The organism is Pyxidicoccus sp. M15 (genome assembly GCF_056858435.1).
Genome location: NZ_CM166495.1, coordinates 4,075,142 through 4,091,875, shown reverse-complemented (window position 1 = coordinate 4,091,875; position 16,734 = coordinate 4,075,142). Strand labels below are relative to the sequence as shown.

Here is a 16,734-nt window from a genome sequence, read left to right as displayed (position 1 = left end):
CAAGGTTTCAGACCAGGCGGGCCTTCACCATGCCGACCAGGAACAGTGAGCCTGTGCAGAGCACGACGTCGCCCTGCCCCGCCTTGCGTCGCGCGGCGGCCAGCGCCGAGTCGATATCAGGCCAGGCCGTCACGTCCGCGCAGAGCGCGCGGGCCTCGTCCACGTAGTCCGCGGGTGCGAGCGAGCGCGGTGTAGCAAGCGGCGTGAGTTGTACCGAAGTACACTTGGGAAACAGCGCGCGGATCATCGGTCCGCGGTCCTTGTCGCCCACCACGCCGAACACGAGGTGGATGCGGCGGTCCGGATACAGCGCGCGCAGCGAGGCGAGGAGCACCTCCACCCCCGCCGGGTTGTGGGCGCCGTCGAGCAGGAGGGGAGGCGGCCCGGCCACCTCCTCCAGGCGCCCCGGCCAGCGCGCCGAGGCCAGCCCCGCCCGCGCGGCCTCCGGGGGAACGGCCACGCCTCGCGCATGGAGGGCCTCCAGGCAGGCGAGCGCTACCGCGGCGTTCTGCCGCTGGTGGGGCCCGCGCAGGGACACCGCCAGCCCCTCCAGCGACCAGGAGGGCCCCCGGTAGGACAGGGTCCCATCCGGGTGCGGCTCCCCCACGAAGTCCCGGCCCTCCACCCACAGGGGGACGCCCAGAGACTCGGCCTTCCGGGCAATCGCCTCCAGGGCCTCCGGCTCCTGCCGGGACACGACACAGGGGATGCCGGGCTTGAGGATGCCGGCCTTCTCCCCGGCGATGGCCCCGAGCGTGTGGCCCAGGTACTCCATGTGGTCGAAGGACACGGGCGTAATCGCCGTCACCACCGGGCTGGCGGCGGTGGTGGCATCCAGCCGGCCACCGAGGCCCGTCTCCAGCACGGCCACGTCCACGCCCACCCGGGCGAAGTGCCAGAGGGCCACCACGGTGCCGAACTCGAAGTACGTCATCGGCTCGGTGACGGCGGACGGGTAGCGCTCCAGCACCTCGAGGATGGCGCGGCCGAAGTCCTCGTCGGAGATGTCCGCGCCGTCCACGCGGATGCGCTCGTTGACGCGCACCAGGTGCGGGGACGTGTAGAGGCCCACGCGGTGCCCGGCGGCCTGGAGCGCGGCGGCGGTGAAGGCGCAGGTGCTGCCCTTGCCGTTGGTGCCCGCCACGTGCAGCGCCGGGTAGCGCCGCTCCGGGTGGCCCAGCGCCTCCAGCGCCTCGCGCACGCGCTCCAGCCCCAGCTTGATGCCGGAGGGGTTGAGCTTCGCGAAGAAGGCCAGCGCCTCCTGTGGCGTCCGCGGGGCGCTCATGCCGGTGGAGGCCCTGGAGCGCGCTCAGCCCAGCAGGCCGAGAATCGTCCCCAGCTTCGTGCGCAGCTCCTTGCGGTGGACGATGCTGTCGATCATCCCGTGCTCCAGCAGGAACTCCGAGCGCTGGAAGCCCTCGGGGAGCTTCTGGCGGATGGTCTGCTCGATGACGCGCGGGCCGGCGAAGCCGATGAGGGCCTTGGGCTCGGCGAGCATGACGTCACCCAGCCACGAGAAGGACGCGGCGACGCCGCCGGTGGTGGGGTTGAGCAGCACGGAGATGTACGGCCGCGTGCCGGTGCGGAAGCGGGCAATGGCCGCGGACGTCTTCGCCATCTGCATGAGGGAGAAGATGCCCTCCTGCATGCGCGCGCCGCCGGAGGCGGAGAAGATGATGGCGGAGCACTTCAGCTCATGCGCCCGCTCGAAGACGCGCGCCACCTTCTCGCCCACCACCGAGCCCATGGAGCCGCCCATGAACTCGAAGACGAAGCAGCCCACGGAGACCTGGTGGCCCTCGATGCGGCCCATGCCGGACACGAAGGCGTCCGCCTCGCCCAGGCTCTTGCGCGAGGCCTTGATGCGGTCCTTGTACTTCTTCGAGTCGCTGAACCCGAGCGGGTCCTGCGGCTCCAGCTCCTTGTCGAACTCCTCGAAGCTGTCCGGATCCAGCAGCGCGGCCAGCCGGGCGCGGGCGGGCCAGTAGTGGTGGTGCTCGCAGTGCGGGCACACCATCCAGTTCTTCTCCAGGTCCTGCCGATAGAGGATTTCGTCGCAGGTCTCGCACTTCGCCCACAGCCCCTCCATGCGGGACGGGCGGGACTCGGTGGGCTGCTCGGCTTCTGAGGGGGTGGAGATGCGGGGCTTCTTGGAGAACCAGGCCATGACGAGGGCCGGGTTAATCCCGCCTGCCCCCGGCCGTCAACCGTTCCGTGTGGCGCGGCGCGTTGACGCTCCGCGCGCGGCTACAGCTCGAAGGTGTCGCCCAGCTCGAGCACGTCCACCGGCAGCGGCGCCAGCTCCTTCTTGAGCTGCGCCACGAAGGCCGGCTTCAGGTGGTAGAGCATCACCGAGGCCCCGTTGCGGTGGAACTTCTTCAGCTCCTGCTCCAGCGTGTGGGGCGTCAGGTGGCCGGAGATGTCCGCGAGCGACTGGAGCTTGTTGGGGAACGACGTCTCCAGCAGCAGCGCCTTGAGGTTCTTCGTCTCGTTGAGCGCCTTCCAGAGCTTGTCGGTGGGCCCGGTGTCGCCGCTCATGGCGAGGGTGCTCTTCCCGTTGGAGATGATGAAGCCGCAGGACTCCACCGGGTGGCTCACCGGCACGCTGCGCACGGTGTAGGGGCCCACCTGGAAGGTGCTGCCCGCGCGGAAGGGCTTGAGCTGGAGGACGGGGTTGGCGCGCGTGGGGATGCGCGTGAAGTCCGGCCACAGCGCGTTGTTGAACATGTTGTCGCGCAGCGCCTTGGTGCACTCGCGCGACGCGTGGATGGTGACCGGCTTGTCCCTGCGGCCGATGACCAGGTCCGCCATCAGCGGCAAATCCTTCACGTGGTCGAAGTGGCTGTGGCCCACGAGGATGTGATCCACGCGGCACAGCTCCTCGAGCGTGAGCGAGCCCGTCAGCGCCCCCGCGTCGAGCGCGAGCACGTCATCGACGAGGAAGCACGTGCTCTTGCAGGTGGGCAGCTCGCCGCCGTGGCACCCGAGGACTCGCAGCTTCACGCTAGAGGTCTCCGAACTTCCACTTCATCTCCAGGTATTGGAGATAGTCGTGGAGTCTGGCCGTGTCATACACGGTCAGTCTGTCAGGGCCGCGCTCGATGAGCCCGGCCCTCTCCAGCTTGTCCAGCATGCTTCGCACCGCGGGCTCCCCCACACCGAGCTGCCGGGGCATCTCGCGCACCATGAAGTCGATCTCCACGCCCTCGTCCTGCTGGCGCCCGCGCGTCAGCGCGGCCTGGAGGATCTGGTGCACGACGCGGCTGGCGGGGTCGTGGTGGAGCAGGTTCTCGATCTGGGCGTCGGCCTCGGAGAGGCGCTCGGCCAGCTTCTTGATCATCCGGACGGCGATTTCGGCGTTGCCGCGGATCATCCCCTCGAACGTCTTCGGGTCGATGACCAGCAGCCGCGCGTCCTCCTGCACCATGGCGGACGCGTTGCGGGGCTTGTTGGAGATGATGGCCATCTCCCCGAAGAACTCCCCGGGGCCGAGCACCGCGAGGACCTTCTCCACGTCGCGCACGCGCTTGGAGATGGACACCTTGCCCGCCTGGATGACGAACATTTCCTTCCCGGTCTCTCCCTCGCGGAAGAGCTCGGTACCTTTGGGGAATTCCTTCCCGAAGCGTTGAAAGAGTGTTTCCTCGGCGCCCATCCTGCGAGGAGTCAATCAGCCCCCACCCCCCCGGTCAAATATCCTTGCTGTGCGCCGCGTGTGGGACAGCGCGTACGACCTATTTGGTCGTGGCCGTGAAGACGCCGTCCCAGTCCGGGCCCGGGGGCAGCATGCGGTAGGCGGCGGCGGCTTCCGCATAGCGGAGCGAGGGGACATCGTCCGGCCAGAGCTCGAGGGTGCGCCGGAAGAGGACCTGCGCGGTCTCCCAGTCGCGGGAGATGAAGCGGTCCACCCCCTCCTCGAAGAGACGGATGGCCTCCGCGTCCGTGCCGGTGGCGCGGCCCATGGCGCGCAGCTCGTAGATGGCCCCGGGCTCCTGCTTCCCCTTCACGCGCACGGCGCCGAGGCGGCGGGCGATGACGTGCTCCTTCACCTGGAGGTACGTGCCCTCGGAGACGAGGACGCGGGTGCCGTACTCCTTGTTGAGCCCCTCCAGGCGCGAGGCGAGATTCACCGCGTCGCCCATGACGGTGTAGTTGAAGCGGGACTCGGTGCCCATGTGGCCCACGTTCATCGGCCCGGTGTTGATGCCCACGCCGATGTCCACCTCGGGCAGGCCGGCGGCGCGCCAGCCGACCTTGAGCGCCTGGAGCTTCTCGAGGAACCCCAGCGCCGCGCGGCAGGCGCGCAGCGCGTGGTCGGGCTGGTCCACCGGCGCGCCCCAGAAGGCCATGATGGCGTCGCCGATGTACTTGTCGAGCGTGCCCCCGTGCGCGAACACCACGCCCGTCATCGGCGTGAGGTACTGGTTGATGAAGGTGACCAGGCCCTCGGGGGACATGCGCTCGGACAGCGACGTGAAGCCGCGGATGTCGGAGAAGAGGACGGTGAGCTCCTTGCGCTCGCCGCCGAGCTTGAGCCGCTCGGGGTGCTCCAGCACCTGCTGCATGACGCTGGCGTCCAGGTAGTGCTGGAAGGTGTGGCGCAGGCGCGCCTTCTCCTGGTCCACGGTGCGGTAGCCCAAAAAGAGGACGCCGAACGAGGACGTGAAGAGCGACAGCATGGGCACCACGGTGGCCACCTGGATGCCCCGGACGAAGAGGACCTGGTCCACGGTGAGCCACGCGGCGGCCAATAGCGCCACCGTGCCCAGCTTCCAGGTGTAGCGCACGCGTGGCAGCAGCCGGGCCAGCAGCACCGCCGCGCCCACCATGAAGAGCATCTCCAGGCTGATGAGCCCCTCGGGCCGGGTGAGGTAGTCCTGCGAGAGGATGTTGGAGAGGAACGCGGCGTGGACGTAGACGCCGGGCTCGAACTCGCGGAACGGGGTGACGCGCTGGTCGTAGTTGCCCAGCAGCGTGACGCCCACCAGCACCGCCTTGCCCTTCACGGCGGCCTTGTCGAACGTCCCGTCCAGCACGTCCGCCATGCTCAGCGTCGTGAAGCTGCTGGCGGGGCCGGGGTAGTTGATGAGGGCGAAGGGCTCGGACAGGGGCGTGGGGACGAAGTGCGAAGCGCCCTGCGCGGGGCGCAGGCGGGCCCCGGCGAGCCGGCCCGTTTCCGGGTCGAACACCGGCTCCACGGCGGCGTCCAGGGCCGCGGCGGCCGTCTGCACGCTGAGCGCGGGGAGGAAGCCACCCGGGCCCTCCAGCTTCGCGAAGACGGGCATGCGGCGCAGCGTGCCGTCCAGGTCCATGACCGCGCTGAAGTGACCGAAGCGCGAGCTGGCCCGCGCCAGCTCCGGCAGCGACAGCAGGGCGGAGTGATTGCTCCAGCCCGGCACCGAGGCCACGGCCACGTCGAAGACGGAGCCGGGCACGACACCGGAGAAGCGGCGCAGGAGATGCGGCTCCAGCAGCGCGGCCCACTCCGCCTCGCGCGAGGCGAACTCGTCGCGGTCCATGGACGGGTACACCATGACGCCCTGGACGACCTTCGGCGAGGCGGCCAGGGCGGCGGCGAGCACGCTGTCCCGCGAGGGAGGCGCTCCGGCGGCGAGCTTCGCGCGCAGCTCGGCGAGGGTGGCGGCGGGGTCGGGCGAGTCCTGGAGGGCCTGGAGGATGACGCGGGCATCCGCGTCCCCGGCGCGGACACGGTCGTCGGGGTCCGCATCGGCGAAGACCATGTCCAGGCCCACCGCGGCGGCCTTGGCCTCGCGCAGCTGGTTGATGGCCTTGGCGATGCGGTCCCGGGGCCAGGGCCAGCGCCCGTGGGCCCGGGCGCTCTTCTCGTCCACGGCCACCACGACGACCTGCGAGTCGGCGGGCCGGGTGCGCCGCAGGCGGAACTGGAGGTCCGTGGCCTTGCCCTCCAGGATGTGGATGCCCCGGACCAGCAGCGGCGGCTCCGCGTCGACCCCGGCGGTGAGCCCCACGGCGGGAGTGCGCTCCACCCACACGTGGAGGGCGCAGGAGGCGGCGGCGAGCGCCAGGGCGAGCAGCTCGAAGCGGTGGCGCGAGAGGAAGGAGGTCATCCCGGAGGGCATCGTAGCCGCAAAGACGACACCCCCGCTTCGAGGCCCGAGACACCGGCGCCCCGGCCGGGTAGAAGGCCGCCCGTGGGAACGACCTACAAGCAGTCCGGAGTGGACATCGAGGCCGGCGACGCGTTCGTCGAGCGAATCAAACCCCATGCCGCGCGCACCATGCGCCCCGAGGTGTTGGCCGGGGTGGGTGGCTTCGGCGGCCTGTTCGCCCTGCCACCGGGCAAGTACAAGGAGCCGGTGCTGGTGGCCGGCACGGACGGGGTGGGCACCAAGCTGAAGGTGGCCTTCGCCGCGGGGCGCCACGGCACGGTGGGCATCGACCTGGTCGCCATGTCGGTGAACGACATCCTCACCTGCGGCGCCGAGCCCCTGTTCTTCCTCGACTACTTCGCCACCGGCCGCCTGGAGGTGGACGCGGCCGCCGAGGTGGTGAAGGGCATCGCCCAGGGCTGCGAGCAGGCCGGGTGTGCGCTGCTGGGCGGAGAGACGGCGGAGATGCCGGGCTTCTACGCGCGGGGCGAGTACGACCTGGCGGGCTTCTGCGTGGGTGTGGTGGAGCGCTCGGCCATCATCGACGGCAAGAGCGTGAAGCCCGGTGACGCGCTCATCGGCCTCACCTCCTCCGGCCTGCACAGCAACGGCTACTCGCTGGCGCGCAAGGTGCTGCTGGACGACGCGAAGCTGCCGCTGGACGCGACGCCCGAGGGCCTGGACCGGCCGCTGGGCGACGCGCTGCTGGAGCCCACGCGCATCTACGTGAAGGACGCGCTCGCGCTCTGCCAGGCGGTGAAGGTGAAGGGCATGGCCCACATCACCGGCAGCGGCATCCCCGGCAACCTGCCCCGGTGCCTGCCGGACGGCACGCGCGCGGTGCTGAGCGAGAAGACGTGGACGAAGCCGCCCATCTTCGACCTCATCGCGAAGCGCGGCGGCGTGGCCCGGGACGAGATGTTCAACACGTTCAACATGGGCCTGGGCCTCATCGTCGTGGTGGCGAAGGAGGACGTGGCGCAGGCGCTGGGCGTGCTGAAGGCGCGCGGCGTGGAGGCCACCGAGGTGGGCCGCATCGAGGCCGGTGAGGGCGAGGCCACGGCGGTCATCGAGCCATGAGCGCCCCGCGGGCGCGGCTGGGAGTCCTCGTCAGCGGCGGCGGCAGCAACCTGCAGGCGTTGCTGGACGCGTGCGCGCAGGAGGGCTACCCGGCCGAGGTGGCCTGCGTGGTGTCCAACGTGCCCACCGCCTTCGCGCTGGAGCGGGCGCGCAAGGCCGGCGTGCCCGCGGTGGTCGTGGACCACAAGGCGCACGCATCGAAGGCGGACTTCGAGAAGGCCCTGCTCGCGGCGCTGCGAGAGGCGGGCGTGGAGTGGGTGTGCCTGGCGGGGTTCATGCGCCTGTTGAGCGCGGACTTCCTGGGGAACTTCACGGGGCGGGTGCTGAACATCCACCCGTCCCTGCTCCCGTCCTTCCCCGGGCTGCATGCGCAGCGGCAGGCGCTGGAGCGCGGGGTGAAGGTCGCCGGCTGCACCGTGCACTTCGTGGACGCGGGCACGGACACCGGCCCCATCATCGCGCAGGCCGCCGTGCCGGTGCTGCCGGACGACGACGAGAAGAGCCTGAGCGCGCGCATCCTCACCGAGGAGCACCGGCTCTACCCGCTGGCCGTGCGGCTGGCGGTGACGGGCAGGGTGGCGCTGGACGGGGCGCGCACCCGCGTGGACGCCCAGGCCACGGTGGGTGAGGCATCCCTGCGCAGCCCGGGAGCGCCGAAGTAATGAAGGACGCAGCACCACCCGATGCGAACTCGCCCAACGGCAGCCCCAGCGTCCCAGCGAAGCTGGATGCCACGGCACCGGACGCAGGGGCCACGAGCAGGTCCGGCGGCAGCGCGAGCGACACCGCGACGCCGGACGGCGGAGTGACCGCCCCCACCCCGGACGCCTCCTCGCGTGAGGAGCGCGTGGCCGCGATGCGCGAGGCCCGCGTGGTGCTGGTGAGCGCGTGCCTGCTTGGCGAGGCGTGCCGCTTCGACGGGCGGTCCAAGCGCTCGGAGCGGGTGCTGGCGGCCCTGGAGGGCAAGGAAATCGTCCCGGTATGCCCGGAGGTGGGCGGAGGGCTGCCGATACCACGTGCCCCGGTGGAATTGAGCGGCGGCACGGGCGTGGACGTCTGGGCGGGCCGCGCGCGGGCGCTGGAGCGCGAGGCCGGCGTGGACCGGACGGACTCCTTCCTGCGCGGCGCGCAGCTGGCGCTGGAGGCGGCGCGGAAGTTCGGTGCCACGGTGGCCCTGCTGAAGGAGAAGAGCCCTTCGTGCGGAACCCAACGCGTGTACGAGGCCGGAGTGCTGCGGCCCGGTGAGGGCATCACCGCCGCGCTCCTGCGCTCCGAAGGACTCACCGTCCTCAGCGACGAAGACCTCTGATTCCCCACAGCCCTCGGGCGGCCGTGACGTCCACTCCCGGACGGCCCCCCCGCCTTCGAATCCATTGACAGACATCCTCCCGACGCAGGTGTCGCCAGGAGGCGTCCGTTCTCACAATCCGAGACATTCTCAGACACCAAGCAGGCGGGGCGCCTTGCTTCGCACCTGAATGACAGACAGGCTTCAACACTACAGCCCGGCTCGACAGGGCTCGTCGTGGGGAGTCGCGAATGATTGATTTCAGATACGACCCGGTGAACGACATCGTCATCGCGAATGTTCAATGGACGCTGAGGACCCGGGAGGACGTGCTCGCCTGGTATCAGGAATGGAGATACGGGCTCGCGCAATTCACGCTGGAGCACAAACCAGACGTGGTCATCGTGCTCGATGACTTCCATGTCCGGGACGAAGCCCAGTCCCTCTGGGGTGAGTACCGGGCCGACCTCACCCACAAATATATGCGCATCACCTACCGGGTCCGGGGGGATACCGCCGTGCGAGTCGCCATCATCACCAGCGGCGTGCGCTTCAATGCCCCGACGGCCGAGGCCAACAGCGTGGAAGAGGCCGTCGAGTCCATCAAGGCCATCCGCCGCCGCGCCCAGCTCTCGCAGCGACGCGTGGTGGCCGCCGTGGGGTGAGGGCCCGGCGGCGCTACGCGCGGGGCGCCCAGTCGTCCCCGTCGAGCGGGGCGAAACACGCCTCCACGTCCGCGTCGGACACCTCGGACAGGGTGGCCGGCTGCCAGCGCGGCTTGTTGTCCTTGTCCACCAGCACCGCGCGGATGCCCTCACGGAAGTCCGCGCGGGCCGTCATCGACTGGCTCAGCCGGTACTCCACCGCCACCATCTCGTCGTAGTCGCGCGTGCGGCCCATGCGCAGCTGGTGCAGCGTCACCTTGAGGCTCGCGGGGCACATGCGCATCAGCGTGGCCCAGGTCTCCTGGGCCCACGGCGTGCCCTCCAGCTCGAGCGCCTGCAGGATGTCGTCCACCCGCTCCGCCGCGAAGCACCGGTCGATGCCCGCGTGCTGCACGGCCAGCGCGGACGTCCCGGGGTCCGCGTGGAAGCCGGCGAGCACGCGCTCCACCACCGCGCTCGCCGGGCCGCTTCCCCACTCCGCGCCGGCCAGGGCCTCCATGACCGCGTCCAGCCGCGCGGACTCCACGTGGTGCGTCGCGTAGCCGAGCCACAGGGCGTCCGCCGCGCTGACCCGCGCGCCCGTGAGCCCCAGGTACGTGCCCGACTCGCCTGGGAAGCGCGGGAGGAACCAGCCTCCGCCCACGTCGGGGAACAGGCCAATCGCCGTCTCCGGCATGGCCAGCACCAGCTTCTCGGTGACGACGCGGTACGCGCCGTGGATGGACAGCCCCAGCCCGCCACCCATGCAGATGCCGTCCACCAGCGCGACGAACGGCTTGCCGAAGTGGTGGATGCGGTGGTTCAGCGCGTACTCGGCGCGGAAGAACTCCCGTGACAACCGCTCCCCGCCCGTCACCGTGCCCTGCGAGGCGGCGACCGCGCGCACGTCACCTCCCGCGCAGAAGGCCCGACCTCCCGCGCCCCGGATGACCACCGCCTTCACGGCCGGGTCCGCCGCCCAGGCCTCCAGCCGGGGGTGCAGCGCACGGCACATCCCCAGGTCCAGCGCGTTCAGGGCCTTCGGACGGTTCAGCGTCACCACGCCCACCGCCCCCCGCATCTCCAGGAGCACGTCATCACTCATGCTCGGAGGGGATATCAGGCGGACGGCCGCCGTGCGCGGATTCCGTGGCCCACCGCACGGCCGGAAGCGCTATGGGGGACACCATGACTTCCTCCATGGCTCCCCTGCGCGCGGTCGTCTTCGACATGGACGGCACGCTCGTCGACAACATGGTGTTCCACAACCAGGCCTGGGTGGCGCTCGCCCGGAAGCTCGGGCTGTCGCTGACGGCCGACGACTTCCAGACGCACTACGCCGGCAAGAAGAACGAGGAAATCCTCCCCGCGCTCCTGGGCCGGCCGCTGGACTCCGAGGAGCTGCACCGGCTCGCCGAGGAGAAGGAGAACCACTACCGCGGCCTCTACCGGCCCCACCTGAGGCTGCACCGGGGCGCGGAGGCGTTCATCGCCCGCCTGCGCGAGGCCCGCATCGCGACGGCCATTGCCACCGCCGCGCCGCAAGGCAACCGCGAGCTGGTGCTGGACGGGCTCGGCATCCGCCCCCTGTTCAACCGCGTGGTGGGCGCCGAGGAGGTGACGCGGGGCAAGCCCGCGCCCGACATCTTCCTCGCCGCCGCGCAGGCGCTGGGCGTGGAGCCCTCGGCGTGCCTCGCGTTCGAGGACGCGGTGCTGGGCGTCATGTCCGCGCGGGACGCGGGGATGACGGTGGTGGGCATCACCACCGCGGCCCCCGCCGAGCAGCTTCGCGAGGCCGGTGCCGGGTGGACCGTTCCGGACTTCATGACGCTGCCGCCAGAGGTGGAGGCGCGACTCTTCGGCGCGACCACCTGAGCGGACACCCCGGAGCACGGGGCCACGCATGGCCCGCGCTCCGTCCTTCACAACTCCGGAGTCACCCGGAGGATGCCGGCGGGATACGGACTCTTCTCCTGGAAGAAGTAGAACGGAGCCTTGCGCTTCGCGCCCTCCCTCTGCGTGCCACGCGGGGCATCCCACCGCTGCTGTGACTCCGCCCACGCCTTCATCAGGAGGGTCAACGCCTTCATGCGCTCCTCGGCCTGGATGAACCAGGGCAGGTTCTTGTCGGGGTCGACGGGGCGGTACCACTTCTCGTCCTCGTTCCCGTAGGCGGCCTTCTGTGCTTCCAACAGCTCGCGGAAGTCCTGATTGAGCGCCTCGAGGCCCTCGTCGGTCGCTCCCCGGACTTCACAGATGCGCCCGAGCTCGCGCTCCAGCAATGACATGAGCGTCAGCATCCGCACCCACTGATGCTCACGGAAGCTGAACTTCTTCGGGTCCATGAAGTACCGCGCCACTTTCTTCCCCCTGCGGGCAATGTCGTCGACGACGTCCTTGTCCATGTTGAGGTTGAGCCCACCCTCCCCCTTCCGCAGATAGACGTGGGCAATGCGCTCCCGGTAGCCGGGGAGCGCCGCCTGGCTGTTGTCGCGGAAGTTCTGCGCCGTCTCGAACATGGCGCCCAGGAACTGGGGGAAGCTCTCGATTTTCGTGGGCGGAGCGTGGGCCTTGCTGAAGTCCCGGGGCCGGACCAGCACCACGTCGTCCTCTTGCTGCACTGCATTCACGCCCTCCTCGGAGGGCATCCCTTCCGGCGACGCCTCGTGCCGCAGTTGCAGCGGCGAATCCCGGAGGTTGATGGCGAAGGTGGGGCGGACGGGCATCCAGGAGTCGAAGAGGTGGATGGGGAAGTTGCTCGCGATGCCACCGTCGCTGAACCAATGCGGCTCCAGGTCGGCCACGGTGAGCGCCGTCAACGGAAGGTCCTTCGTCTTCGCCTTCGCCTTCCGCCGCTCCGCGAACACCGTCCCGGGCACGATATAGAGCCGCAAGGCGCTGAGCAGCACGGGGAAGCTCAGGCTCATGCGCATGGCCACGATGACCGGCAGGTCGTCGCCCGTGGGGAAGATGTGGAAGCCCGCGGGGAGCTGGAGCTGCGCGTGCGGAATCGATTTCTTCACCATCCATTCCACCACGTCGCCCGGGAAGAGCCGGCGCAGCTCCTCGGCGTTGAAGACGTAGGAACGGGTCTCCCGGCGCTCATCCATGGGAAGCGCGACGGGCTGCCCCTGGGTGAGGTCGGTGGTGACGGCCTTGAAGGCGATGCCTCTGCTGCGCAGGTGCCCGACGGTCAGGGGCTCGACCTCCTTCGCGTTCAGCGGCAGCCCCGCCATCTTCTGCATATAGGTATGCATCCAGGCCGTCAGTGATTCTCCAGAGCTCCCCTCCGTGGCGAAGCCCGTGCAGATGCTGAACAGGCTGTCCGCGGAGGTGACACTCCGGACACCGTGGAGGAGCGGTTGGACGACACCGCCCAGGACGGAGCCCACCCAGAACAGGGTCAGCGTCAGCGCCACGAACAGCACCATGCTGACCACCTGACCCCAGAGCGAGGACACCCACAGCATTGCCACGATGGCCCAGGGCAGCAGGCACAACAGGACCAGCAGCGCGGCCACGGCGACCCCGCGCTCTCGGCCTACGTGGCAGCCTCCATCCGGGCACTTGTCGAAGATGTCCTGCATCTTCTTCTCGCGCCAGGCCCGCCGCAGGGCCAACACCTGACCCAGCCGAGACTTCTTGTCGGTCCGCTGCGCCCACAAGCCCTTGAAGAAGAGGAGGCCCTCGAAGAGGGGACGCGTGGCGGGCGTCGGCTGGAAGAGCGACAACAGGAAACCCGGCTTCGCCAGGTCATCCTTCATCTTCTCCAGTGTGGCGAAGCCTCCCCCCGTGTCACGGCCATACTCCGCCGCGGCGGTGGCTGCCGCGGCGATGGCTCCGGCAGACGCCCCACCAATGGAATGGAAACGGAACTTCTCCGCGAGCTCGAGGATGGCCGGCGGGTAGACCACGCCGCTGGTGATTCCCCCCTTCATGATGAGGTCGCACTGTGACGATTCAGGCACCTTCCTGAATGTTTCATTCGGGTCCGCTGCGCCCGGCTGGGTCTCCGACATGGCTTCCCCCCTGCGAGAAGGCCCAATTATTTGCATTGCCAGACGACGCTGTCCAAGCTCGCGCCTCGAGCTCACATCCCCCTCCGAGCGGAGTCGGGCACGCCCCGCGAAAGGCAGACACTCATGCACTGGCTGCCGCGGCTGATGGAGTTCCCTTCCAGGGCCGTGCTCATCGCGCTCACGGCGGTGGCGGCCCTCGGCTTCGTCATCATTGGAGGGCGGATGCGGGCGCTGGGCGTCGACATCGTCGCCCTCGAGTTCGTCTGGACGCCCGAGCGGACCCGGGCGCTGCTCGACGCCTGGGGGCCGGAGAAGCACGAGGCCGCGCGAAAGTCGCTGTGGCTCGACTTCCCATTCATCGTCACCTACGGGCTGCTGCTGATGGGGCTGGTCCTGTTCGCGGCGCGTGGGAGCAGCGGGTGGTGCCAGGGGCTGGGGCTCGGCCTGGCGCTGGTGCCCTGGCTGGCGGGACTGCTCGATGTCGTCGAGAACGCGTGCCTGCTGCGCGTCCTCGCCAGGCCGGACGAGCCCCCCAGCGCGCTCCTGGTCGGCCTCGCGGGGGCCTGCGCCACGGTCAAGTTCGCCCTGGTCCTGGGCTGCGCGCTCTACGTGCTGCTGGTGGGCGGAGCCTGGCTGGTGGGGCTCGTTCGCGGGCGGTAGGCCCCTGGCCCTCCACCCCATGGCCCCTGGTGGGACACGGACCTCCCGGGCCCCCACTGTCCCGAATCACCAAAAGGGCGCCAGCGGCGAGCGCGTTGTGTAGTGTTGCGCGCCTCATGGCGACGTCCTCAGCCAAACTCAAGCTTCCCTCGGGCCCGTCCCGGCACGTGTATGACGTCATCGTGCTCGGCAGTCAGCTGGGCGGTGCGCTCGCGGCCGCGCTGCTCGCGAAGCGCAACCACCGCGTCCTGCTGGTGGAGCACGACGGCATGGGCCCCGGCTACGAGCACGGCGGCTACGTGCTCCCCTACGCCCCCTTCGTCGCGCCCCCGCTGAAGACGATGCCCGTGGTGGAGGAGGCCCTCACCGAGCTGGGCCTCACCGCCACCGTGCAGCGCTCGCTGCGGCCCCATGTCCCGGAGCTGCAGCTGCTGCTCCCGAAGAACCGCCTGGACCTGCACGCCGACGCCGCCCGCCGCAAGGCGGAGGCCACGCGCGAGCTGGGCGAAGAGGGCGAGGCGCTCCTGGGCGCCCTGGCCGGCGCCGCCGCCCAGCACGAGTCCACCGACGCCTTCTTCAAGGAAGTGCCCGCCCTCCCCCCGGACGGCTTCTTCGAGAAGTGGGGCCTGAACAAGCTCATCAAGGCCCACCCCGGCCTGGAGGCGGCGCCCCGACTGACGGGGGACTCCCCCGCGCAGAAGCTGGTGCGCGGGCTGCTGCCCTTCGTCAGCCATCTGGAGCACCCCGAGTCGCCGCTGGCCCGCTCGCGCCCCCTCTCCCAGGTGCTGTCGTCCCCCTCCTGCTTCAACGGCGGGCGCGAGGGCGTGCGCGAGCTGCTCACCCGGCGCGTCATGGAGCTGGGCGGCGACGTGCTCGGCCGCGACAGCCCGTCGGGCTTCATCGTCGAGGAGCTCACCTTCGACGGCAGCAAATTCGCGGGCATGAAGCTCCTGCGCTCGGACACCGTGTACCGGGCCGCGTGCCTCGTGGCGGCCACGGACGCCGGCGCGCTGCGGCGGCTGGTGACGGACAAAAAGCACAACCGCGGCCTGCTGGAGCACCTGGACCAGTCCGCGCCCAAGTCCCTCCTCTTCACCGTGAACTGGGTGGTGCCGGAGTCGGCCCTCCCGCGCGGCCTGGGCGAGCTGTCCCTGGTGGACACCGGGGACCAGGAGTTGGGCCCGCTGCTGGTGCAGGTGCACCAGGCGCGCACCGCCCCGGGCCCTGGCGGCAAGGAGGGCAAGGAGGCGGAAGGGCTGCGCGTGGTGTGCGTGGGCGCCTTCGTCCCCGCCTCGTACCGCGACCTCGGCGAGGAGCACCTCCAGGGCGTCGCCAACCGCATCGACGAGCACCTGGACGCGCTGATGCCCTTCACGGCCCAGCACCGCCTGCTGCGCTCGGCGCCCTACCTGGACGCCGGAGGAGTGCGCGGCAGCCGGCTCATGCCCCATCCACTCTACAGCTTCGAGTCGGAAGCCTTCCTGGGCGTCACGGGTTTGAGCCAGCGCACGCCGGCGAAGAACATCCTCCTCGCCGGGCGCGAGGTGCTGCCCGGCCTCGGACTGGAGGGCGAATTGCTCGCCGGCATCCGGGCCGCGCGGATGGTTCAGGACATGTTGAAGAAGAAGGATCCGCTCAAGGGCTGATCCTCCGGCGGTATGGGCTGGATTTCCGGGTCGGCTTCTGGCAGGTTCCGCCGCTCTTTTAATGGCAGGCGTCCGACGCCCCAGTTTTCAAGGAGTTAGAAGTCATGGCGTGGAAGTGTGACATCTGTGGGAAGCGTCCGCTGGTGGGTAACAACGTCAGCCACGCGAACAACAAGACCAAGAAGCGCACCCTCCCGAACCTCCAGAAGGTCCGGGCGAACGTCGAGGGCACCACGACGCGCGTGCTGGCGTGCACCCGCTGCATCAAGGCGGGCAAGGTGACCAAGGCCGCCTGAGGCCTGGGCGCTCGAGGGTGGGCACGACACGCGCCTCACCGCCGTCACTGCCCCCCACCGAGCGGCTTCATCCCCGCGCGGACGACCTGGATCTGCTTTCCATCAGGTCGGTCGTCCGCCGGTTACATGACGAAGACCTGACCGCCGTCCGAGCGGTTCGTGCCGCGCTTCCCGCCATCTCGGAAGCGGCGCGGGCCGTCGCGGACGCGTTGCGGGCAGGCGGCCGGCTCCTCTACGTCGGGGCCGGCACCAGCGGGCGGCTCGGCGTGCTGGACGCGAGCGAGTGCCCGCCCACCTTCGGAGTCCCTCCGTCCCGGGTCCGCGCCGCCATCGCCGGGGGCCGCCGGGCGCTGACGCAGGCCGTGGAGGGCGCCGAGGACGACGTCGAGGCCGGAGCCACCGCGGTGCGCGCCTTCCGGGCGGGCCCGAAGGACGTGGTGTGCGGCATCTCCGCAAGCGCCTCCACGCCGTACGTCCTGGGCGCGCTGCGCGAGGCGAAGCGGCGCGGCGCCCATACGGTGCTGGTGTGCTGCAACCCTCCTGGCCCGAAGGCGGACGCGGACACGGTGGTGCTGGCGCGCACGGGGCCGGAGCTGGTGGCGGGCTCCACGCGGCTGAAGGCCGGCACGGCGACGAAGCTCATCCTCAACGCGGTGACGACGGCGGCCTTCGTCTCCCTGGGCAAGGTGTACCGGGGGCGCATGGTGGACGTGCGCCCCGCCAACGCGAAGCTGCGCATGCGCGCGGCGCGCATGGTGGCGGAGTTGACGGACCTGCCCGCGGCCCAGGCTGCGAAGCTGCTGGCGGCCGCAGGCGGCGAGGTGAAGCTGGCCCTGGCCATGCATTTCACGGGGCTGGACGCGAAGGCGGCCCGGAAGCGGCTCCAGGCGGAGGGCCTGCGTGCCCTGTCGCCGGGCAGGCGGAGGAGCGCAAAGCCCCGGAAGCCCCGGTGAGCAGCGGGGCGTGGCCC

Annotated in this window: 16 protein-coding genes; 9 read left to right on the top strand and 7 right to left on the bottom strand. The window is 70.4% G+C overall.

The features are described 5' to 3' along the window. Window positions 1-7: 7 nt before the first annotated feature. The 5 genes from ACX9TP_RS15345 to ACX9TP_RS15325 form a co-directional block, all read right to left on the bottom strand. Window positions 8-1,285: a bifunctional folylpolyglutamate synthase/dihydrofolate synthase gene (locus ACX9TP_RS15345; protein ID WP_482980470.1), complete on the bottom strand. Its 1,278-nt coding sequence runs from the start codon at window positions 1,283-1,285 to the stop codon at window positions 8-10. A 24-nt stretch (window positions 1,286-1,309) separates the two neighbouring features. Next, window positions 1,310-2,167 carry an acetyl-CoA carboxylase, carboxyltransferase subunit beta gene (accD, locus tag ACX9TP_RS15340; RefSeq protein ID WP_482980469.1) on the bottom strand — a complete coding sequence of 286 codons (858 nt, stop codon included), beginning with the start codon at window positions 2,165-2,167 and terminating at the stop codon, window positions 1,310-1,312. 80 nt (window positions 2,168-2,247) lie between these two features. Next, window positions 2,248-3,003 (bottom strand): MBL fold metallo-hydrolase, encoded by a 756-nt coding sequence (locus tag ACX9TP_RS15335; RefSeq protein ID WP_482980468.1) that lies wholly within the window; start codon window positions 3,001-3,003, stop codon window positions 2,248-2,250. A gap of 1 nt (window position 3,004) precedes the next feature. Next, window positions 3,005-3,655, bottom strand: a complete 651-nt coding sequence (locus tag ACX9TP_RS15330) for a Crp/Fnr family transcriptional regulator (protein WP_482982176.1) — start codon at window positions 3,653-3,655, stop codon at window positions 3,005-3,007. A 79-nt stretch (window positions 3,656-3,734) separates the two neighbouring features. Next, the gene (locus ACX9TP_RS15325) at window positions 3,735-6,089 is read right to left on the bottom strand and encodes a CHASE2 domain-containing protein (protein WP_482980467.1); all 2,355 of its coding nucleotides are present in this window, start codon (window positions 6,087-6,089) and stop codon (window positions 3,735-3,737) included. Between the two features lie 84 nt (window positions 6,090-6,173). Here ACX9TP_RS15325 and purM point away from each other — a divergent pair, with 84 nt between their 5' ends. The 4 genes from purM to ACX9TP_RS15305 all read left to right on the top strand — a co-directional run bounded on the left by purM (window position 6,174) and on the right by ACX9TP_RS15305 (window position 9,164). Next, a complete protein-coding gene (purM, locus tag ACX9TP_RS15320) occupies window positions 6,174-7,211 on the top strand; it encodes a phosphoribosylformylglycinamidine cyclo-ligase (protein ID WP_482980466.1) in 1,038 nt (345 codons plus the stop codon). Next, window positions 7,208-7,873: a phosphoribosylglycinamide formyltransferase gene (gene purN / locus ACX9TP_RS15315; RefSeq protein WP_482980465.1), complete on the top strand. Its 666-nt coding sequence runs from the start codon at window positions 7,208-7,210 to the stop codon at window positions 7,871-7,873. The genes purM and purN overlap by 4 nt, the downstream gene beginning before the upstream one ends. Continuing rightward, window positions 7,873-8,520 (top strand): 2-thiouracil desulfurase family protein, encoded by a 648-nt coding sequence (locus ACX9TP_RS15310; protein ID WP_482980464.1) that lies wholly within the window; start codon window positions 7,873-7,875, stop codon window positions 8,518-8,520. The genes purN and ACX9TP_RS15310 overlap by 1 nt, the downstream gene beginning before the upstream one ends. Before the next feature lie 230 nt (window positions 8,521-8,750). Further along, window positions 8,751-9,164 (top strand): hypothetical protein, encoded by a 414-nt coding sequence (locus ACX9TP_RS15305; RefSeq protein ID WP_482980463.1) that lies wholly within the window; start codon window positions 8,751-8,753, stop codon window positions 9,162-9,164. Between the two features lie 13 nt (window positions 9,165-9,177). On the opposite strand, the gene ACX9TP_RS15300 is transcribed toward ACX9TP_RS15305, so the two are convergent. Beyond that, window positions 9,178-10,248 (bottom strand): enoyl-CoA hydratase/isomerase family protein, encoded by a 1,071-nt coding sequence (locus ACX9TP_RS15300; protein ID WP_482980462.1) that lies wholly within the window; start codon window positions 10,246-10,248, stop codon window positions 9,178-9,180. An 83-nt stretch (window positions 10,249-10,331) separates the two neighbouring features. Between ACX9TP_RS15300 and ACX9TP_RS15295 the strand changes: the two genes are divergently transcribed. Further along, window positions 10,332-11,018, top strand: a complete 687-nt coding sequence (locus tag ACX9TP_RS15295; RefSeq protein WP_482980461.1) for an HAD family hydrolase — start codon at window positions 10,332-10,334, stop codon at window positions 11,016-11,018. A 47-nt stretch (window positions 11,019-11,065) separates the two neighbouring features. Here the strand turns inward: ACX9TP_RS15295 and ACX9TP_RS15290 are convergent, their stop codons facing one another. After that, complete coding sequence (locus ACX9TP_RS15290) at window positions 11,066-13,081, bottom strand: hypothetical protein (RefSeq protein ID WP_482980460.1); 2,016 nt, start codon at window positions 13,079-13,081, stop codon at window positions 11,066-11,068. Window positions 13,082-13,285: 204 nt separating this feature from the next. Between ACX9TP_RS15290 and ACX9TP_RS15285 the strand changes: the two genes are divergently transcribed. From ACX9TP_RS15285 to murQ, 4 genes are all read left to right on the top strand, one after another. Continuing rightward, window positions 13,286-13,822, top strand: coding sequence for a hypothetical protein (locus tag ACX9TP_RS15285; RefSeq protein ID WP_482980459.1), 537 nt, complete (start codon window positions 13,286-13,288; stop codon window positions 13,820-13,822). Window positions 13,823-13,938: 116 nt separating this feature from the next. After that, on the top strand, window positions 13,939-15,468 hold the full coding sequence (locus ACX9TP_RS15280) for an NAD(P)-binding protein (RefSeq protein ID WP_482980458.1): 1,530 nt from the start codon (window positions 13,939-13,941) through the stop codon (window positions 15,466-15,468). 104 nt (window positions 15,469-15,572) lie between these two features. Then, window positions 15,573-15,764: a 50S ribosomal protein L28 gene (gene rpmB / locus ACX9TP_RS15275; protein WP_163996957.1), complete on the top strand. Its 192-nt coding sequence runs from the start codon at window positions 15,573-15,575 to the stop codon at window positions 15,762-15,764. A 17-nt stretch (window positions 15,765-15,781) separates the two neighbouring features. Continuing rightward, window positions 15,782-16,717, top strand: coding sequence for an N-acetylmuramic acid 6-phosphate etherase (gene murQ / locus ACX9TP_RS15270; RefSeq protein WP_482980457.1), 936 nt, complete (start codon window positions 15,782-15,784; stop codon window positions 16,715-16,717). Window positions 16,718-16,734 lie beyond the last annotated feature (17 nt).

What these genes read in the sequence shown, in the direction of transcription:
- ACX9TP_RS15345 (WP_482980470.1), bottom strand. Translation starts at nt 1,285, where the DNA reads ATGAGCGCCCCGCGGACGCCACAGGAGGCGCTGGCCTTCTTCGCGAAG.
- rpmB (WP_163996957.1), top strand. Translation starts at nt 15,573, where the DNA reads ATGGCGTGGAAGTGTGACATCTGTGGGAAGCGTCCGCTGGTGGGTAAC.
- ACX9TP_RS15290 (WP_482980460.1), bottom strand. Translation starts at nt 13,081, where the DNA reads ATGAAGGGGGGAATCACCAGCGGCGTGGTCTACCCGCCGGCCATCCTC.
- ACX9TP_RS15295 (WP_482980461.1), top strand. Translation starts at nt 10,332, where the DNA reads ATGACTTCCTCCATGGCTCCCCTGCGCGCGGTCGTCTTCGACATGGAC.
- ACX9TP_RS15310 (WP_482980464.1), top strand. Translation starts at nt 7,873, where the DNA reads ATGAAGGACGCAGCACCACCCGATGCGAACTCGCCCAACGGCAGCCCC.
- accD (WP_482980469.1), bottom strand. Translation starts at nt 2,167, where the DNA reads ATGGCCTGGTTCTCCAAGAAGCCCCGCATCTCCACCCCCTCAGAAGCC.
- ACX9TP_RS15305 (WP_482980463.1), top strand. Translation starts at nt 8,751, where the DNA reads ATGATTGATTTCAGATACGACCCGGTGAACGACATCGTCATCGCGAAT.
- ACX9TP_RS15285 (WP_482980459.1), top strand. Translation starts at nt 13,286, where the DNA reads ATGCACTGGCTGCCGCGGCTGATGGAGTTCCCTTCCAGGGCCGTGCTC.
- purN (WP_482980465.1), top strand. Translation starts at nt 7,208, where the DNA reads ATGAGCGCCCCGCGGGCGCGGCTGGGAGTCCTCGTCAGCGGCGGCGGC.
- ACX9TP_RS15325 (WP_482980467.1), bottom strand. Translation starts at nt 6,089, where the DNA reads ATGACCTCCTTCCTCTCGCGCCACCGCTTCGAGCTGCTCGCCCTGGCG.
- ACX9TP_RS15280 (WP_482980458.1), top strand. Translation starts at nt 13,939, where the DNA reads ATGGCGACGTCCTCAGCCAAACTCAAGCTTCCCTCGGGCCCGTCCCGG.
- ACX9TP_RS15330 (WP_482982176.1), bottom strand. Translation starts at nt 3,655, where the DNA reads ATGGGCGCCGAGGAAACACTCTTTCAACGCTTCGGGAAGGAATTCCCC.
- ACX9TP_RS15300 (WP_482980462.1), bottom strand. Translation starts at nt 10,248, where the DNA reads ATGAGTGATGACGTGCTCCTGGAGATGCGGGGGGCGGTGGGCGTGGTG.